We start from the raw sequence: 16,866 nt of genomic DNA on the forward strand, positions 1-16,866 counted from the left end.
AAAATGAATTGTCGATCAGTTCGGTGCCAGACCCTCAGTACGGGATCAACACGAGAGCGAGCGCCAGGAACGGCGTGAGCAGGATCAACATCGCGATCGCGTACCCGAACATCTCACGCGCCTTGATTCCCGTTATGGCCAGCAATGGGAGCGCCCAGAACGGGTTGAGCAAGTTCGTGTGTGCGTCACCGACTGCGTAGGCGATGGTCGCCTGGCCGATTGGGACGCCGTGTCCATCGGCCGCTTCGATAACCGATGGGCCGAGGACGATCCACTCGCCACCACCGGAGGGAACGAACATGTTGACGATGCCGCCAGCCACCCACGCGATGATCGGGAACGTTTCAGGCGTCGAAATTGCGAACAGCCCCTCGGCAATTGTCGACGAGAGGCCCGACGCATTCATCATCCCTTGGATACCCGCGAAGAACGGGAACAGGAGGATGATGCCCGCGGCAGCTTTTGCGGCTTCGCCGAATTTCTCGCGATAGTAGGCTGGGCGCATGAACACCAACAGTCCGGCGAACAGGAACGCGAAGTTCACGAGGTTCAGATTCCACGCGTCGAGGCCGTCATTGACGAGCAAGTAGACGACCATAGCGACGCCCGTCAATGCGATGAGGCCGCCGAGTATGCGGCTGTTGTCGATTTTTTCGGCCGGCGTATCGAAGGTCTCAGACCCGCCGTCGGGAACAGCCTCGCTGCCAGATCCGTCCTCGAACAGGTTCTCCTCGTCGACGAACTCAGTAATCGGCCGCGTTCGGCCAGCCGTCGGTGCAAGCAGGTACAGGAAGATCGCCGCCACGACGATTGACGTGAGGGTCAACAGGATGGCGTAGCTACTGAAGATCGTCTCGCTAGCAGGGATAACCCCGTCGACGACGCCTGCCTCGATGAACTCGTTCCCGGGTGTGTTGAGCATCAGGGGTGCGGACGCCGACAGCCCCCAGTGCCAGGTCAGTCCCAGTCCCATGTAGCCCGCGACACACAACAGCGGGTAGTGCGCCGAAATACCGTTTCTATAGGCCGTCTTCCCCATCTCGCGGGCGAAGATCGCACCCAGGATTAGGCTGAATCCCCAGTGAATCCAGGCGACGGCCATCGAGAAGACGCCGACGAGGACGATCGCCTGCTTGCCGTCGTTCGGAAGCTCCGTCAATCGTTTGAGCAGGCCGTTTATTCGGGGATGGTACGCGAGGACGAACCCGGTCATCAGAATAAGCGTCATTTGCATTGCGAACGCCAGGAACAGCCAGAAGCCGTCGAACCAGTACGTGGTCATCTCGACCGGCCCAGACCCCTCGAAGACGATCCCCGCGACGAACACGATGTACGAGAGGATGATCGCGAACAGGAACGGACTCGGCATCCATCGTTCGACGACGTCGGCCAACCCCTTTCCGGCTCGTTCGAATATGCCCGGTGAGGGCACTTCGTTTCCTCCTCCACTGACGGCATTGTCTTGTGGTGCCATACCCCGTGGTATCGCCTAACTCTCTTAAATATTTATATGAGTTCGTGAACAATCCATTTTAGTGACAACGCAGCCAGTGGACGACGGCATCTATTACGGCTGGTTCGTGACAGCTGCCTGTTTCCTCGGTACGTTCGTCATCTTCGGTATCTCTTACTCATTTGGCGTGTTCTTCGAACCACTCGCCACCGATTTCGACCTCTCTCGAGGCGCGACGTCGCTCGTCTTCTCCGTTCAGACGCTCACCATCTACGTGGGCGCGGCACTCTTCGGCGGCCTCGCGGATCGCTACGGCGTCACGCGACTCATGGCCGTCGGCGTATTTTTGCTGGCTGGCGGCTTGCTGTGGACGAGCGTAGCCAATTCGGTGACCGCACTCGGGATAGCGTACGGCGTCGTCACGGCACTGGGCATGGGTCTGATCTACGTCGTCTCGTATGCGACCGTCCCTCGCTGGTTCGAGCGTCGGCGTGGTTTCGCAAGCGGCGTGGCATCCGCCGGGCTGGGCGTCGGCATGGTCGCCGTCGCTCCCGTTGCAGCGGTTCTGATCGCCAGATATGGCTGGCGGGAGGCCTATCTCGTGCTCGTGGCCGGACTGATTGCTTTGCTCGTCGTCGCCACCGTGATGATCGAGGACGACCCCCGGAACCGTGACGTCGTTTCTGCGCGCGAGTTTCCCGACGGCTATCCGGCGACCCGAAACCAGCGCAGAAGCTGGCTCGAGCAAGCTCGAGACGTCGTCGGCGTCGCGACGTCTCGTCGATTCACGCTGGTCTTTCTCGGCTGGGTACTGATCTATGGGTCGCTGTACGTGACGCTCGTTCACCTCGTCGCCCACGTGACCGACCTCGGGATGGACGCCCGTATCGGCGCACTCGCACTGTCGGTTATCGGGGCGACGACCGCCACAGCACGCTTTGGAATTGGGTTCGCATCGGATCACCTCGGACGAAGCCGGACGTTCGTCGGCTGTTCGATCGTGATGGCCGGTTCGATGCTCGCGTTGCCCGTGCTCACCTCTCCAGCCGGTATCCTCTCGTTCGCCATCGTGTTTGGCACCGCCTACGGCGGAAACGGCGCGTTGCTGTCGCCGCTCACGGTCGACCTGTTCGGCCCTGACGACGCCAACGCGCTGTTCGGTGTCATCTCGCTCTCGTTCGCGGTTTCCGGACTGCTCGCACCTCCACTCGCCGGACTAAGCTACGATCTGCTCGGGAGCTACACGCCCGCGTTCGTGATAGCTGGGGTCACCGGTCTGGCAGGTGCTGCGCTGACAGCGCTGGCAACACGAGAATAACGTGAGAAACCGCTCGGCCGATATCTCGATTAGGTGGCTCCTCGAGTCGATATCTCGATCAGCGGGCGTCCTCGAGTTCCTCGAGAGCTCCTGGATTCTCGAGACTCGAGAGGTCGCCCAGATCTTCGCCGGTGTAAGCCGCCTGGACGGCTCGCCGAATAATTTTCCCCGACTGGGTCTTGGGGAAGGCGTCGACGAAGAGGATCTCCCGGGGACGGAACGGCTTCCCGAGTTCCTCACCGACCTGTTCACGCAGTTCAGCACGGAGCTCGTCGCCCTCGTCGACGCCCTGCTCGAGGATGACGTAGGCGACGACGGCGGTACCGGTGGTGTCGTCGGGGGCCCCGACGGCGGCCGCCTGGTTGACGGCGTCGTGATCGATCAGCGCACCTTCGACTTCTGCGGGGCCGACTTTCCGACCGGCCACGTTTAGCGCGTCGTCCGCCCGTCCGTGGAGGAACCAGAAGCCATCCTCGTCCTGCTGGGCCCAGTCGCCGTGATCCCACAGGTCCTCGAACGTCGACCAGTACTCCTCGAGGTAGCGCTCGTCGCCGCTCCAGAGCGATTTCGTCATCGATGGGCAGGAGTCCCGGGCGACGAGGTACCCGCGCTCGTGATCGTCTTTGACCGACTCGCCGGTGGCGTCGACGATGTCGATGTCCATGCCGAGGCCCGGTCCGCCGAGGGTACAGGGTTTGAGCGACTGGATCGGCATCGGCATCAGGAAACAGCCACAGATCTCGGTGCCCCCGGAGATGTTGATGATGGGGGCCTCGCCGCCACCGACGTGCTCGTAGAACCAGCGCCAGGACTCCGGATCCCAGGGCTCCCCCGTCGATCCCAGGAGGCGAAGCGACGAGAGATCGTGGCCCCCGAGCCACTCGTCTTCTCCGGCTTCACTGGATCCGGATGGCTCGTCAGACGTAGTCTGACGCCCGCCGTGTTTGCGGAGTGCGCGAATGGCCGTCGGTGAGATACCGAACTGCGTCAGTCGATGGCGGTCGATCATCTCCCAGAACCGGTCGGGGTTCGGGTGGTCTGGCGCGCCCTCGTACATGAAGACGGTGCCGCCGAACGTGTGGACGCCGATGAGCGTCCAGGGCCCCATCATCCAGCCGATGTCGCTCACCCAGAAGAAGCGGTCGGCGGGTTTGAGGTCGAAGCCGAAGTACAGTTCTTTCGCACACTGGGTTTGCACACCCGCGTGCGTGTGAACGATCCCCTTTGGTTTTCCCGTGGTGCCAGAGGAGTAGAGGAGCATCGACTCCTGGCTCGAGGGCAGGGACTTGCTCTCGTACGCGTCGTCCTGGGACTCCACGGCGTCGGCCCACCACTCGTCACGGTCGTCATCCCAGGGGATCTCGTGAGGGGTGTCTGGATCGCTCGAACCTAACCGGTCGAAGACGATCGTGTGTTCGACGTGACCGGCTTCCTCGATGGCTTCATCCCCCGACTCCTTGAGGAAGATAGGGCTGCCGCGGCGGTAAAATCCGTCTCCGGTGAACAGCACTGAACAGTCGGCGTCCTCGAGGCGAGTGGCGACGGCGTCGACGCCGAAGCCGGAGAAGATGGGTACCGCGATGGCACCGACCTTGAAACAGCCGTACAGAATCGAGACGACCTCGGGTACCATCGGCATGTACAGCCCGACCGTATCGCCCGTCTCGACGCCCCGGTCCTCGAGCGCGTTCGCCACTTTGTTCGCCTGGCGGTGGAGTTCGTGGTAGGTGATCTCGCGAACCTCGCCGTCTTCGCCCTCCCAGATCGTCGCTACCTTGTTTCGGGTTTCTGCCTCGAGAGCGGCGTGCCGGTCGAGCGTGTTGTGCGCGATGTTGAGTTCGCCGCCGGGGTACCAGTCGGTGAACTGCGGCGCATCGGTATCGTCTCGAACCCGATCGTACGGTTCGTAAAAGTCCAGTTCGAGGTAGTCGACAAGTTCGTCCCAGAACCACTCGACGCCGCTTTCACCGTCACCTCGATCGGTCGTCGTTCGGTCGATGAGGTCTTCGTAGTCTTCGATGCCGTGCTCCTGCATGAACGCCCAGACGTTCGTGGATTCGACGAATTCCCGCGACGGTTCGTGAACCACCTCGTCAATTAGCTCCCCGTCCATCTCACTGCCACGGTTTGCTTCCCCGTGCAATGAACGTTACCGTTGCCTGTTTTTGTCCGGCGTTCAAACCCACTTTCTGACGATTTGTAATCTCGTGGAAACACTACGTTCAAGGTACACCTGTTGGTACTAGGGGTTATGTCAGATACATCACGGAGCCAGATGGATACAGGGGAACTCGAGCTCGAGGAAACCATTGAACAACTCGTCACCGAGAATCTGGATGAAGTAGACTACAAGATCTATCGCATTCTCAATGAGAACGGACGAATATCGGACACCGATCTTGGGGATCGTGTTGGCCTCTCGAGAACAGCCGTCCGACGCCGGCGGAAGAACCTTCAAGACAACAACATCATCAAGATCATCGGCGTCCTGGTTCTGCAGGAGGTGGATCTCGAGTACGCCGACGTGCAGGTTTCCATCCAGCCGGACGCGACGAACGAGGAACTGCACGAGTTTATCGAGTACCTGGTCGATCAGGAACTGGTCTACGAAGTCGACGAATATCTCGGCCAATCTGATCTGTTGATCCGAGTCTGGCACGCATCGCTCCGTGACGTCAAAGAGTACGTCAACGAGTTGATCCAGCACGTAGACATCGTCGAGGACTACGAGGTCGTTCCAGTCATCAGAACCCACAAAGCCTGGCACAGCAAAATCGAGAACGCCTGACAGAATCCCGTTACCGCTTTGCATTAGTCGTTGTGCAGAGACCTCACGTGATAGTCGTGCAACCCTCGTTCACGTGCCACTCGAGTTCCCATCGTCTTCGGTGTGTAACAAACACCGGCTGTCGTGATCGGTGCCAACGTCGACGAGCGACGGCTCCTCGCTCGAGCAGGCGTCTATCGCACGATGACAGCGCGGATGGAACGAACAGCCCGATGGCGGATCTGATGGATCGGGAGTCTCTCCACGAATTTGTATCTTCTCGGGTTTGAGTTCGGCCTCGGACTGTTCGACGATCGGAATTGCCGAAAGTAGCTGCTCCGTGTATGGATTCTGTGGTGACCGAAAGAGGTTCTCTGCACTGGCTCGTTCCATGAACTTCCCGAGGTACATCACGCCGATACGGTCTGCGATGTTCTTCGTCAGGCTCAGGTCGTGGGTAATCAGCAGATACGAGAGGTTCAGATCCCGTTGCAGTTCCTCGAGTAAGGCGATGACCTTCGCCTGGACACTCACGTCGAGCGCGCTCGTCGGCTCGTCGAGCACGAGCAACGTCGGGTTCAGTGTGAGCGCTCGAGCGATAGCGACCCGCTGTTTTTGCCCTCCGGATAGCTCGTTGGGGTACCGATAGAGGAAGTCCTCGGGGAGGTCAACTCGTTTGAGCAGCGATTTGACGCGCTCGCGGCGCTCGGCTTTCGAGCCGATGTCGTGGACGATCAGCGGTTCGGCGACGATGTCTTTGATCCGTTTTCGCGGGTTCAACGACGACGTCGGATCCTGGTAGACGACCTGTATCTCGCGTCTAATCGGCTTCAATTCGCGTTCGCCGAGACTCGAGATGTCGGTTCCGTTGAACTCGATGGTGCCGGACGTGGGCGCGTGCAATCGAGCAACCGTTTTTCCGAGCGTCGTTTTCCCACAGCCGGATTCCCCGACGATTGCATACGTTTCCCCGCGGCGAACGTCGAACGAGACGCCGTCGACGGCTTTCACCTCCCCGACTTTCGTTTTCAGGAGGCCACCGGTGATGGGATAGTATTTTTTGAGGGCTCGAACTTTGAGCACTGGTTCATCCTCGAGGGGAGAATTCACTGCCTGCTCGGCGGTTTTCGTCTCACCCGACGAGGGTGCTGGGCTGGAACTCGTGGTGTCCGTATTCGGTGTACTCATTGGCTACCACCGTCCGTCCGTTTGGATGGTGGCTCAGTCATCTGGTTTCGCTCCGATAGTTCGGCTGTCGTTTCGCTCTCGAGTGACGACGACACCTCGGGACGATCCCGAGTACCACCTTCGAAGTCGATTTCGGTCTGTGCGATCTCGAGTGCCTCTTCCGCGGTCGTATCGTCGTCGTACAGATAACAGGCGACCTCGTGCCCGTCGGCCGGTTCGTACAGCGGCGGTTTTTCGCCGTCACAAACGCCATCCATGGCGGCCGGACAGCGGGGATGGAAACGACAGCCCTGTGGTGGATCGGTATAATCGGGGAGCAATCCGTCGATGCCTTCACGCTGGAACGCGGTCAGTTTGGGGACGCTGTCGATCAGTCCACGACTGTACGGATGCAGTGGCTCGTCGAGAATCTCGTCTCGGGTGCCGACTTCCGCAATTTCGCCTGCGTACATGACGTAGATACGGTCTGCGATCCGGCGAGCAACCCCGAGATTGTGCGTAATATAGAGCATCGAGAGCCCCTCGCGATCGATCTGTTCACGCAATAACTCGATTAACTGATCCTGAACGGTAACGTCGAGGGCAGTCGTGGGCTCGTCTGCGATGAGAAACTCCGGTTCGCTCAGCAGAGCCATCGCGATGAGAACCCGCTGGCGCATTCCGCCGGAGAGTTCGATCGGATACCGGTCGAGGACGCCTTCGGGATCGGGAATCTGTAATCTGTCGAGGAGTTCGATGCTTCGTTCACGCATCGCTTCCTCGTCCCCACCGCGACGGCCCAGGATACTCTTGCCTAACTCGAGCCAGCCGACCTCCGTCTTGCCGGTGTACGTCAACACGTCGCGCATCATCTCACCAACGGTGAAGACGGGCGAGAGGCTGGTCATGGGATCCTGAAATATCATCCCCATACACTCGGCTTTGACACGTTTGTGGGCTGCCGGATCGTTCAGGAGTTCTTCGCCCCGATAGCGGAGTGTTCCGCCGGTAACCTCTCCCGGTGGCTGGGGCAACATGCTCATAATCGTCTCGGCCGTGACGCTTTTCCCACAGCCGGATTCACCGACGATAGCGACCGTTTCGCCTTCGTCGACGTACAGGTCGACGCCGTTGATCACTTTCGACCGACCGTCGTAGGTGTTGAAATCGACGTGTAGATCCGAAACCTCGAGGAGGGGGTCGCTCATCTCGAGTCACCTCCTGTGATCGCTCGTGGTTCGTCACGTTCGAACGTGGTAACCGTGCCAATAGCGAGCGGCAGAATCGACCCCCACGTCGACACATGAGGAAGTACTCGCCCCATCTACTTCACCTCCACGTCGAAGACGTCCCGGAGGCCATCTCCGAGTAAGTTGAATCCGAGAACGGCAATGAAAATCGCCAGGCCGGGGAACGTCGAGTACCACCACTGGGCGGGGAGGTAGACTCGCCCTTCACTGATCATAGTTCCCCACTCGGGCGTCGGGGGCTGGGCTCCCAGGCCGAGGAAGCCGAGTCCGGCGCCGATCAAGATGGCGTACCCCATGTCGAGGCTGAATTTGACAGTAATTGGTGCTAGGATATTCGGCAGGATTTCGCGGAACATAATTCGGATTCGGTTCGCTCCGATACCGCGGCTGGCTTCGACGAACTGTTCTTCCCGAACGGAAACTACCTCGCCATAGACCAGCCTGGCGTACCAGGGCCACCAGACGATGGCGATGGCAATCATCGCGTTTCGTAAACTCGGCTGTAGCGGGACGGCCACGGCAAGCGCGAGGACGAGCGGTGGAACTGAGAGGAAGACGTCCGTAATGCGCATCAGAACGGTTCCGAGCGCACCACCGATGTATCCGGCCACGAGGCCGACAGGGACGCCGATACCGATGGCGAACGTGAGGACGAAGATGCCGAGAACCAGTGAGTAACGGGTTCCGAATATGACCCTCGAGAGGATGTCACGGCCAGCCTGATCCGTCCCGAACGGGTGTTCCCAACTCGGTTCGGCAAACCGGTTCGCGAAGTCGACTGCGGGTTCGCCCATGTAGCCGGCATCCTGTGGATGGCGGGCGATGTACGGTGCGAAGATAGCGATGAATACCAGCCCCAGGATGATGCCGAGCCCAACCAGCGAAAGCGGATTCTGTCGGAAGCGATACGCGATTCGCTTCGCGCTTTCGATCCGGTTTTCCATCGCTTCGGAGTCCGCTGAGAGCGTACTCATTCCTCATCACCCCCGTAGCGAACGCGTGGGTCGAAGTAGCCGTACATGATGTCGACAACCATATTCGCGATGATGTAGACCAGGCCAACGACCAGAGTCACACCGACGATAGCGTTGATGTCGTTCTCGAGAATCGCAGTGACACCGTAGCGGGCCATGCCCGGCCAGGCAAAGACGATCTCGATGAGAAACGCCGACCCGATCAGGAAGCCATAGTCCAGGGCGATAATCGTCAGCGTCGCCGCGAACGAGGACTTCAGGACGTACTTGTAGGCGATGAGTTTTGCCGGGATCCCCGACGTTTCGAGGGCGTGGACGTAGTCTTTGTTGAACTCTTCGATGAAACTCGATCGGGTCATGCGTGCGATGTCGGCCATAGGTGCAAGTGCGAGGGTGAATGCGGGGAGTGCAAGGTGAGCGAGGGCGCTACGAAACGCAGCGAAGTCGGTGGCGATGAGGCTATCGACGAGCATGAGTCCGGTGATGCGGGGTGGTGCCGATGCTATGCGGCCCGTTGCCGGCAGCCAACCCATGTAGAACGCGAACACGAGTTGGAGCAAGATAGCGACCCAGAACGCAGGCATCGAAACGCCAAAGAAGGCGAACAGTCGGCCAACGTTGTCCTCGAACCGGTCTTTGTTTTGTCCAGCAATAATCCCGAGCGGGACGCCAAAGAGGACGGCGATAGCCATTCCAACGGTAATCAGTTCGAACGTCGCCGGGAAGAAATAGACCAGATCCGCCGCAACGTTCCGATTCGTCGTCAGCGAGATGCCCATATCTCCCTGAAAGAGACCGGCCATGTAATTGAGGTACTGCACGACAACCGGATCGTTCAATCCCATCTGATCCCGAAGCGATTGAACCGCTTCGTCCGAAGCACGCGGCCCGAGTGCCAGCCGAGCGGGATCACCTGGCAGGACTCGCGCAAGGAAAAATATCAGCATCGAGAGGCCGATGAAGACCGGCACTCCCGAGAGGATTCGCCTGAGTACGTAGCTTTGAAAACCCATTTATCAGTATAGTGGTCGGTAAATCGACTCGTTACCCCTGGTTGTACAGCCGCCAGAACGCTTTCGCGTATCCAACGAGACCGTTATCGACGTAGCCGCCGACCCGGTTATTGATGCCGTACAGTTCGGCTTCGTTGACGACGAACAGTGCTGGTACATCCTCGGACATCAGCTCTTGTACTTCTTCGTACATCCCGATCCGGGCGTCCTGATCGATTTCCGTCCGGGCGTCATCGAGGAGTTGGTCGACTTGCTCGTTGTGATACCACGAGGCGCTTTCCCAGCTGCCGTGAGAATCGGAGTGCCAGGCAGGATAGAGGAACGTGTCCGGGTCGACGTACGAGAACGACAGGTAAATTGCGTGCATGTCGGACGTCGATTCCGGATCGGTGACCATATCCGTAATACGGGTCCACGGGGCACCCTCGAGTTCGAGGGTGATCCCCAGTTCTGCCAGGTTCGTCTGCATCAGAAGGCCGATGTTTTCGGTCACCGTGAGTCCGCTGACGTACGTGTAAGTCAGTTCGATGTCCTCGCCATCGTAGGGGGATTCATCGAGATATGCCTGGGCCTGCTCGAGATCCCGCTCGTAGAGTGTCACGTCGCTGTTGTGTCCCCACATCGCGTCCGGGAGTGGCCCCTGCAGCCGTTCGGCGTTGCCCTCGAGGATATCGTCGACGATGGTGTCGTAGTCGACAGCGTAGGAAATCGCTTTTCGGACGTTCACGTCGTCGAGTGGTTCCCGCTGATTGTGCATGAATACGTACAGCGGGGAGAAGGTGACTTCGTCGCTGACCCACGCGTGATCCATCGAATCGATTTCTTGGTAGGTCTGCAGAGAGAGCCACTCGTCGGTGACATCGGCTTCCTCACTTCCCATCATTCCGTTAATCGTCCCCTCCTCGGGAACGATTTCCATGACGACTTCGTCAAACGGCTCGCCACCGTCGGGCCACTCTCCCCACCAGTCCTCGTTTCGCTCGAGCACGACCCGTTCGTTCCGGTCGTGCTCGACGAGTTGATAGGGGCCGCTCCCGGCATCGTTGTCCTGAAGCCACTCTTCGTCGTTGGCTTCGACTTCTGCCTCGTTGACGATCGGGAGGTACGGCAAGGTGAAAACGAACGGAGCGAACGTACGGTCGGTTTCGATCTCCACCGTCGTATCGTCGACCGCACTGACACCCTCGGGTGACAGCGTACCAGCCCACATCCAGGACATCCCCATTTGCATTTCCATCATGCGAGTGATGGAGTAGACCACGTCGTCGGCGGTCACCGGATCGCCGTTGTGGAACGTGGCATCGTCACGTAACGTGAACTCGTAGGTCTGGTCGTCGTCGGCGACCTCCCAGTCGGTGGCGAGCCCATCGACAAGTTCTGGAGACTCGTCATCGGAGTACATCATGAGCGAGTCGTACACGTTGACCGCGTAGATATTCTCGAAGTTGTCGGACACCTGCATCGGGTCGATGGTGCTCGGTGCAATCGTCGTCGCGTACACGAGTGACGAGTCGGCTTCGGTTTCGTCACCGTTCCCGTTCCCGTTTCCGGTACCGTCAGTGTCGTCGTCATCCAGCCCCTCCTCCGGTTCCTCGCCTGCACACCCGGAAAGCGTGACGGCGAGTCCGGTCGCACCCGCGTATGTGAGCATCTTCCGTCTGGTGACTCCGTCCTCCACCCCTGGAGATTCGTTAGTACGCCTCATGTTATTCTATACCGCACACAAAACGTTTATAGCTTACGGCGATTCGTTCACGCTAAAGCCAACTGATAGATATTCTGTTGGACATGGATTACGATATGGGCCATTTGATCGCAATTCATCGAATGATGCGGGCGCCGGTAGTGACGAATCGTTCGGCCACCTCCCTGCACAGAGACGGGATGAGTAACACGGGCTGCACCAAACCCGGTTCAGTTACGATCAGTGGTTCGTCGAACCCGAATGTCGTACCCGTGCCGATGACCGTCGTCCGCTCGGCTTCCACGACGAGGATTGACGGCCCAGTCGGTCATTCTTTCCAGACGTTTCGAGTCTGGTAGTCGTCGCCAATTCCCCACGCCTCGATTTCTTCGAGCCGTGGTGATTCGTAGCCGCCGACCTTACTGTGTGACCAGCCCAGATCAACGAGGTCAGCCTGTAGTTCGGCGAATTTGAACGGTGCGGTGACGGCATCAAGGACGGGGACACCGAGTTCCGCCTGAAGCGTTTCGTGGAAGCCGTACTCGGCAGTACACCCGAGGATGACGACTTCGGCGTGGTCTTCTTCGATAGCCGCTCGAGCGGCCTCGGTGAGTCGGTCTCTGGTACACTCGGGGTCGGCCTGGAAATCCAGTACGCCGAGGTCAACGGGTCGAAACGATGCGAGGCGGTCGCCGAGCCCATAGCGTTCGATGGTGGTTCGCATCTGTGGAATCCACTTGCGACGGCCGACGATGACGGAGAACGTATCGCCCATCGTCGATGCCAGATGGGTCGTCGCCTGTGCAGGCCCCATCACGGGCATCGAATCGGACACTTCGCGCGCTTCCTCGAGTCCGAGGTCGTAGAAACAGCCGATTACGGTGGCATCGACGCCGTCGTTTTCGGCCTGTTTGACCAGATGCAACACGTCCGTCAGGACGAGCGACTCGTAGTAGTGGTACTCGACGTGGTGCGGGCCTCGATCGAGGCTCACGGTTTCGACGGTCGTGGAGTCGCGTTTCACGTCGTTCAACAGGGCCTCGATGTCACCGCTAAAGTCATCGTGTCCGACGGGATCTATCCATCTAATTCTGGTTTCGTTTGTACTCATGGTTTCTCACGCACCAGTCTCGGTTCTTTTTTCCGCTCGCAAGCGTTCGGTTGCCACTTCGTCTAGTTCCCCTGATTCGGTCACGACGACACCGTAGACGTCTCGAGCGATATCGAGGGTGATGTACTCGTCACGACAGTCCTCGAGAACGCGTTCGGGATCACGCTCCAGCGGTTCGCCCCAGCCACCGCCCGAACTGGTCACCAGTCTGGCGGTTTCGCCGTCCGCGAGGGGCTCGTTGGTCAGCTTCGACGTCCGTTCGACGGAGCCGTCGTTTCGCAACAGTTCGATGTAGTTTCCGTCCCCCTCGTGTCCGCCTTCGACACCCCACGGTGGATACTCTGATCGGCCGAACGACGCGGTGATGAAGCCGCCGCTTTCGTTGTACATCGTGTAGTCTTGCACCAGTCCAGTTCCCGCTCTGAAGCAGCCGTGTCCAGCCTCCTGTGGGGTATCGAGTGCAAACTGGCCGAATAACAGCGGGAACCGCGTCTCCATAATTTCGACGGGCATCTCGAGCGTGTCGCCGTCGCCGGCACAGACGAGGACGTCGGCCCCGTCACGGTCGGCACAGGCACCCCAGCCACCGGGCTGAGGCTCGATGACGAGGAAATCGTCGCCCGTGCGCTCGTCCGTGCCACCGACGATAGTCGCACAGACGCTCGTGAAGTGCCCTGCCGAGAGTTTGTCCGGCAGAGATGGGGCGAGCGCTTTCCAGGGTAGTTCGGCGGCCATCGCTGAAGACTCCCAGTCGGTTCCGATAGGAGCAGGTTTGGTCGCGTTGAGCACGGTTCCCTCGGGGATGATCACCTCGAGCGGCTCGAAAAAGCCCTCGTTGGTCGGCGCACTCGGCAGCGTAATAGCCTGGAAGAACGACCTGACGTCGCTGATGCTCGCTGCGTACGGTGAGTTGATCGGCCCCTCAGTTTCCGGGTCGGTGCCGGTGTAATCGAGGGTGACCGTCTCGTCGGTGATCGTCACTTCACACTCGACGTGGATTGGTTCGTCGGTAATGCCATCGTCGTCGAGATAATCCTGGGCGTGATAGGTGCCATTTGGGAGTTCCTCGACGGCGTCCCGAACAAGGTCGTGTCCGTACTCGAGCCAGGCGTCGACGGCCGCCTCGAGGGTGTCCCACCCGTACTCACGGGCGATCTCCTGGACGCGCTCGACACCGACGTCGAGTGAGGCCTTCTGGGCTTGCATGTCGCCGAGGGTCATCTCGGGCATGCGGGTGTTCGCCGCGACGATGTCGGCGACGGCTTCGTTTTCGACGCCTGCCTCGTAGAGTTTGACCATCGGATACTGGATCCCTTCCTGAAAGATGCTGGTCGCGTCGGTCGTCCACGAACCGGGATCTTTGCCACCGATATCAGTCCAGTGTGCCTTCGACGCGAGGAACATGACCGGTTCGTCACGCCCGTCATCCTCGAGGAAGACCGGGGCGACCATCGCGACGTCGTTCAGGTGGGTCCCGCCGTGGTAATCGTTGAGCATGACGACGTCGCCGGGATCGAACCCATCGCGGCCGAACTTCTCGACGGTGTCCGAGACGCAGAACTTCAACGTACCGAGAAACCCCGGGACGCCGTTGGCCTGTGCGACGACGTTCCCGTCGATATCGACGATTCCCGTGGCGTAGTCGAGCGTCTCGTAGATGACGCTCGATTTGGCGGTACGGCCGAGGTTGATAAACGACTCCTCGGCGGCGCTCTGTAACGCGTTCGTGATGACCTCTCGAGTGAACGGGTCGAGGTCCGCTGTCGGTTTGTTTGTCTGGTGGTTCATCGAGTCTCCTCCGTGATGCGGACGTTCGCGTACTCGTCGAGGCGGAACTCCTGTTCGGGATGGACGAGCGTGGTACACGCCGGTTCTTCGATAATGGCTGGACCAGCGACCACCTCGTCGATCGGAATCGAGTCGCGTTCGTACACTGGGGTCTCGTGCGTTCCCTCGCGGTCGAAATCGACCGCACGACTGCCTTTGGTCGCGTCTTCGATTGTCCCGTTTCGCGATACCGGTTCGATCGTTGGCTTGGCCGCTTCGGCCGTCGCCGTCAGGCGGACGTTGACCAGTTCGACCGAATCCTCGAGCGAGAAGGTGTACGCTTGTTCGTGGCGGTCGTGGAATCGTGCTATTGTGGTTGCAATTGCATCTGGGGTGACGAGCGTTTCGCTCGAGGCAGCCGTAATCGTGCTACCGGTGTCTTCGTCACCAACGGGAATCGGCGTCTGAACGGTGTGTTCCTGCCCCGTGTATCGCAGGTCGACGCTCAATTCGAGGGAGATGTCCTCGGGAAGAATTCCTTCGTCACCAAATTCGGTAATAGCACGGTCGGCCAGTTCGGCGAATCGCTCGTTCACCGCGGAGGCCCCGTCCCGGTCGAACGGCCGAACCCAGGTTCGCACGTAATCTCGGCGAAGATCAGTCAACAACATCCCCCAGGCAGAGAACTGGCCGGGTGCTCGCGGGATAATGACTTCTTTGACCCCGAGGTCACGCCCCAGTGCGGCGGCGTGGAGCCCACCAGCCCCGCCGCTGGCGACCATCGCGAACCGACGCGGGTCGTAGCCACGCTGGAGGCTGACTTGCTTCAACGCATTTGCCATGTTCGAGTTGACGACCCGAAGGACGCCGTGGGCCGTCTCCCGAACCGAGGTGCCAAATTCGTCGGCTACGGGCTCGAGTGCTGCTTCAGCCTGTTCGACGTCGAGATCCATTTCGCCGCCGAGGAAGTACGCCGGGTTCAGTCGGCCAGTCAGCAGGTTGACATCGGTGACCGTCGGTTTCGTTCCGCCGTGGCCGTAGCAGGCCGGCCCCGGATCGGCACCCGCACTTTCCGGGCCGACGTTGATCGAGCCTCCCTGGTCGATCCAGGCGATGGAGCCACCGCCAGCACCGATTTCGACGATGTCGACGACTGGAATCTGGAGCGGGTAGCCTTCGTGGTGGCGCGAGCTCTCGAGCCAGTACTCGGTACCGATGTCGACGTCGCCGTCTTCGATGAGCGAGGTTTTCGCCGTCGTCCCGCCCATATCGAAACTGATGATGTTGGGTTCGTCGATATTGGTTCCCACGCGAGCAGCACCGAAGACACCGCCGACGGGGCCGCTTTCGACCATTTCGATGGGGCTTTGCCGGGCCTGTTCGAAGCTACTCGTCCCCGCGTTCGATTTCATCACGTAGCGGTTCCCCTCGACGCCGTTCGCATCGAGGTGTGACTCGAGCGTGGTCAGATACTCGTCGGCGATGGGTCGAACGTAGGAGTTGAGCACGGCCGTGTTCGTCCGTTCGTACTCGCGATACTCACCCGTGAGTTCGTGTGAAAGCGTGACGTACGCTTCCGGGAACTCCTCGGCAATGATTTCTCGTGTCCGTCGTTCGTGATCTGGGTTTGCGTATGCGTGCAGATATGCGACGGCAACGGTGTCGATTCCGCGATCACGAATCTCCTCGACAGCCGCCCTGACGTCCGATTCTGACAGCGGCGTCAGTACGGTTCCGGCCTGGTCAACGCGTTCGGCGACCTCGAATCGGTCACGTCGGGGGACGAACGGTTCTGGCTTCTCATACCGGAAGTTGAACATATCGGGCCGATTTGCTCGCGTAATGTCGAGGACATCTCGGAACCCGTCGGTGGTAATGAGCGCACAGCGTTCGCCGTTGCGCTCAGTCACGGCATTGATCACGACCGTCGTCCCGTGCACGAACTGATCGATAGCAGACTGTGGCAACGAACTCTTCTCGAGGGTCGCAATGACACCGTTCGCGAAGTTGTCCGGTGTCGTGGAGGCCTTCTCGAGGGACAGAGATCCGTCAGAAACGGCGACGAAGTCGGTGAATGTTCCGCCGATGTCGACCGCGACACGGGTGTTGTTCTCTCTCACACCAGGTACACAATACGGCACCTCTATTTAACTTTTTGTTCACAATACACCCAGTTTCACTTTATACTACCACATGAGATTGTGCAATTATGCAAAATTGGCAGGGGGAGGATACATCAACGAACCTGTGAGTCAGCTTATTTAGCTGTAGGAACGCCCCGACCTCCGCCACAGAGAAACACTGACACGACTGACTACGGTGTAATGCACCCGTGCAACGACTCGATCCAGCAACGAGTTGA

Annotated in this window: 12 protein-coding genes; 2 read left to right on the forward strand and 10 right to left on the reverse strand. The window is 59.6% G+C overall.

From position 1 onward, the window contains the following. Positions 1-34: 34 nt before the first annotated feature. Positions 35-1,474, reverse strand: a complete 1,440-nt coding sequence (locus NGM68_RS17125; RefSeq protein WP_256469900.1) for a short-chain fatty acid transporter — start codon at positions 1,472-1,474, stop codon at positions 35-37. Positions 1,475-1,535: 61 nt separating this feature from the next. Here NGM68_RS17125 and NGM68_RS17130 point away from each other — a divergent pair, with 61 nt between their 5' ends. Then, on the forward strand, positions 1,536-2,771 hold the full coding sequence (locus NGM68_RS17130) for an MFS transporter (RefSeq protein ID WP_252699431.1): 1,236 nt from the start codon (positions 1,536-1,538) through the stop codon (positions 2,769-2,771). Between the two features lie 58 nt (positions 2,772-2,829). On the opposite strand, the gene NGM68_RS17135 is transcribed toward NGM68_RS17130, so the two are convergent. Then, complete coding sequence (locus NGM68_RS17135) at positions 2,830-4,884, reverse strand: AMP-binding protein (RefSeq protein WP_252699432.1); 2,055 nt, start codon at positions 4,882-4,884, stop codon at positions 2,830-2,832. 138 nt (positions 4,885-5,022) lie between these two features. On the opposite strand from NGM68_RS17135, the gene NGM68_RS17140 reads away from it, so the two are divergent. Then, positions 5,023-5,559, forward strand: coding sequence for an Lrp/AsnC family transcriptional regulator (locus NGM68_RS17140; RefSeq protein WP_252699433.1), 537 nt, complete (start codon positions 5,023-5,025; stop codon positions 5,557-5,559). Between the two features lie 69 nt (positions 5,560-5,628). Here the strand turns inward: NGM68_RS17140 and NGM68_RS17145 are convergent, their stop codons facing one another. The 8 genes from NGM68_RS17145 to NGM68_RS17180 all read right to left on the reverse strand — a co-directional run bounded on the left by NGM68_RS17145 (position 5,629) and on the right by NGM68_RS17180 (position 16,624). Continuing rightward, complete coding sequence (locus NGM68_RS17145) at positions 5,629-6,726, reverse strand: ABC transporter ATP-binding protein (RefSeq protein ID WP_252699434.1); 1,098 nt, start codon at positions 6,724-6,726, stop codon at positions 5,629-5,631. Then, positions 6,723-7,913 carry an ABC transporter ATP-binding protein gene (locus tag NGM68_RS17150; protein WP_252699435.1) on the reverse strand — a complete coding sequence of 397 codons (1,191 nt, stop codon included), beginning with the start codon at positions 7,911-7,913 and terminating at the stop codon, positions 6,723-6,725. The genes NGM68_RS17145 and NGM68_RS17150 overlap by 4 nt, the downstream gene beginning before the upstream one ends. A 116-nt stretch (positions 7,914-8,029) precedes the next feature. Continuing rightward, positions 8,030-8,929 carry an ABC transporter permease gene (locus tag NGM68_RS17155; protein WP_252699436.1) on the reverse strand — a complete coding sequence of 300 codons (900 nt, stop codon included), beginning with the start codon at positions 8,927-8,929 and terminating at the stop codon, positions 8,030-8,032. Then, positions 8,926-9,942: an ABC transporter permease gene (locus NGM68_RS17160; protein WP_252699437.1), complete on the reverse strand. Its 1,017-nt coding sequence runs from the start codon at positions 9,940-9,942 to the stop codon at positions 8,926-8,928. Before NGM68_RS17160 ends, NGM68_RS17155 begins: the two co-directional genes overlap by 4 nt. 31 nt (positions 9,943-9,973) lie before the next feature. Further along, the gene (locus tag NGM68_RS17165; protein ID WP_252699438.1) at positions 9,974-11,647 is read right to left on the reverse strand and encodes an ABC transporter substrate-binding protein; all 1,674 of its coding nucleotides are present in this window, start codon (positions 11,645-11,647) and stop codon (positions 9,974-9,976) included. A 307-nt stretch (positions 11,648-11,954) separates the two neighbouring features. Further along, on the reverse strand, positions 11,955-12,737 hold the full coding sequence (locus NGM68_RS17170; protein WP_252699439.1) for an aspartate/glutamate racemase family protein: 783 nt from the start codon (positions 12,735-12,737) through the stop codon (positions 11,955-11,957). A 6-nt stretch (positions 12,738-12,743) separates the two neighbouring features. Beyond that, on the reverse strand, positions 12,744-14,525 hold the full coding sequence (locus NGM68_RS17175) for a hydantoinase B/oxoprolinase family protein (RefSeq protein ID WP_252699440.1): 1,782 nt from the start codon (positions 14,523-14,525) through the stop codon (positions 12,744-12,746). Then, positions 14,522-16,624, reverse strand: coding sequence for a hydantoinase/oxoprolinase family protein (locus tag NGM68_RS17180; RefSeq protein WP_252699441.1), 2,103 nt, complete (start codon positions 16,622-16,624; stop codon positions 14,522-14,524). Before NGM68_RS17180 ends, NGM68_RS17175 begins: the two co-directional genes overlap by 4 nt. Positions 16,625-16,866: the final 242 nt, after the last annotated feature.

Origin of the sequence: Natronosalvus vescus (assembly GCF_023973145.1) — an archaeon.
GTDB classification, from domain to species: domain Archaea; phylum Halobacteriota; class Halobacteria; order Halobacteriales; family Natrialbaceae; genus Natronosalvus; species Natronosalvus vescus.